At 70.1% G+C, this 2,031-nt stretch carries 3 protein-coding genes; 1 reads left to right on the top strand and 2 read right to left on the bottom strand.

The window, feature by feature from the left end; translation table 11 throughout:
- A partial coding sequence (locus ACXJKL_RS20005) for a VOC family protein (protein ID WP_457208747.1) occupies positions 1-225 on the bottom strand: 225 nt, incomplete at its 3' end.
- 89 nt (positions 226-314) lie between these two features.
- Here ACXJKL_RS20005 and ACXJKL_RS20000 point away from each other — a divergent pair.
- Complete coding sequence (locus tag ACXJKL_RS20000; protein ID WP_457208746.1) at positions 315-1,211, top strand: NAD(P)H-binding protein; 897 nt, start codon at positions 315-317, stop codon at positions 1,209-1,211.
- Between the two features lie 7 nt (positions 1,212-1,218).
- On the opposite strand, the gene ACXJKL_RS19995 is transcribed toward ACXJKL_RS20000, so the two are convergent.
- Positions 1,219-1,905, bottom strand: coding sequence for a CPBP family intramembrane glutamic endopeptidase (locus ACXJKL_RS19995; protein WP_457208745.1), 687 nt, complete (start codon positions 1,903-1,905; stop codon positions 1,219-1,221).
- Positions 1,906-2,031 lie beyond the last annotated feature (126 nt).

Below are 2,031 nucleotides of genomic sequence, written 5' to 3'. Positions count from 1 at the left end.
GTGGTAGAGCCCGATGCCGGGACGCTTGACCTGGTCGGCCCCGATGGCGAAGAGGCCGAGGTCGTGGTGGTTGTCGCCGTGCGTGAGACGCAGGAAGGCGGCCCGGGCGCGGGGCTCGCGGGCGGCGACCTCCATGCCGAAGACGGAGGTGTAGAAGTCGATCGACCTCTCGAGGTCGGCGACGAAGAGGACGGCATGGTTGAGCCGGACTGCGGGGATGGACATGGGTTCTCCTTCGTTGACACCACTATAGTTGAAGGTTGAACTAATTTGCCAGTCCGAGCATTCCCCCGCCCGTCTGCAAGGCTGGGTGCATGAGCACCGTCCTGGTCACCGGGGCCACCGGCTTCATCGGCCGCCGCCTCGTCCCCGCCCTCGTCGACGACGGGCACACCGTGCGCGCCATGACCCGCCGCCCCGAGCAGTACGACGGACCCGGCGAGCCTGTCGGTGCCGACGTCATGGACCCGGGCTCGCTGGCCGAGGCGCTCGACGGCGTCGACGTGGCGATCTACCTCGTCCACTCCCTCGACGACCCCGACTTCGAGCGCAAGGACGCGGAGGCGGCCCGCAACTTCAGCAAGGCCGCTGCGGCCGCGGGCCTGCGCCAGATCGTCTACATGGGCGGGCTCGGCGCCGACGACGGGAACCTGTCGGCGCACCTGCGCTCGCGTCGGGAGGTCGAGGGCCTCCTCGGCCAGGACGGCGTACCGGTGACGGTGCTGCGCGCCGCGATCGTCGTCGGCCACGGCGGCATCTCGTGGGAGATCACCCGTCAGCTGGTCAAGAACCTGCCCGCGATGATCGTCCCCAAGTGGGTCGGCACGCGCACCCAGCCGATCGCGCTCGACGACGTGATCCGCTACCTCGCGGGTGTGGTCGACCAGGAGGAGGCGCTCGGCCGGGTCTTCGAGATCGGCGGCACCGAGCAGCTCACCTACCTCGACATGATGAAGGTGGCCGCCGAGCTGATCAACGGCCGCAAGATCCCCGTCGTCCCGGTCCCGGTGCTGACCCCGCGGCTCTCGTCGTACTGGCTCGCGCTGGTCACCGACGTGGACGCCACGACGGGACGCAACCTCATCGACTCGATGTCCACCGAGGTGGTCGTGACCGACACGTCCATCCGCGACGTCGTGCCGGGCGAGCCGTTGACCTACGAGGAGTCCGTACGCCGCGCGCTCGAGGAGCGCCGGGCGGCCGGCGGCTGAGCACCGCTCAGCCGAAGAAGAACGGCAGCACCAGCAGCATCGACAGCGACCAGGTGACGTGCGTGATGATCGGCGCGAGCACCCCGCCGCTGGCGCGACGCTGGAGGCCGCACACGAGGCCGATGAGGATCGCGGCGAAGGCGAGCATCACGTTGCCGGTCGCCAGCGTCGCCACGAAGTAGGCGAGCGTCGTCCAGGCGACCGGGTGGCGCGGGATCGCGGCGTACGCCGCCCCGCGGAAGAAGAGCTCCTCGGCGATGCCGTTGACGAGCGTGATGACCACCAGGACCGGCACCGAGCCCTGGTCGGCGTACTCCAGGACCGAGCTGACGTAGTCGGCCAGCGGTGGGACCTGGCGCACCACCAGCGAGCCGACGACGAAGACCGCCACCAGCACCAGGCCGATGGCGAGCGGTGCGACCACCGGTCGCAGGGTCGCCTCGCCGCGCGTGATGCGACCGAGGTGCAGGCGACCCGACGCGAAGGCGCCGATCACCCACACTCCGGCCAGCACCAGGGTGGAGACGTAGAACGTGGGGCTCCCCGGCTCGATCCTCAGCGAGTAGCCGAGGACGCCGGCGCCGACGAGGACCACGGAGGCCGTGACGACCTGGCGACGACGCAGTGCGGCCGCGGTGTCGCGCTGGTCGCGCGGCACCACGTCCCACAGGGAGCGTCGCAACCAGTCGTACACGGACCCGAGCCTAGAGAGCGGGCGAAGCCGTCGGCTCAGCGACCAGCACTGAAGCCTTGCGGAGCAGAGGCTCAGCGACCAGCACTGAAGCCTTGCGGAGCAGAGGCTCAGCGACCAGCACTGAAG

This window comes from Nocardioides sp. P5_C9_2 (genome assembly GCF_054049555.1).
Note: the sequence above shows the minus strand (reverse complement) of the source record. Positions and strands in the feature narration are given on the sequence as shown.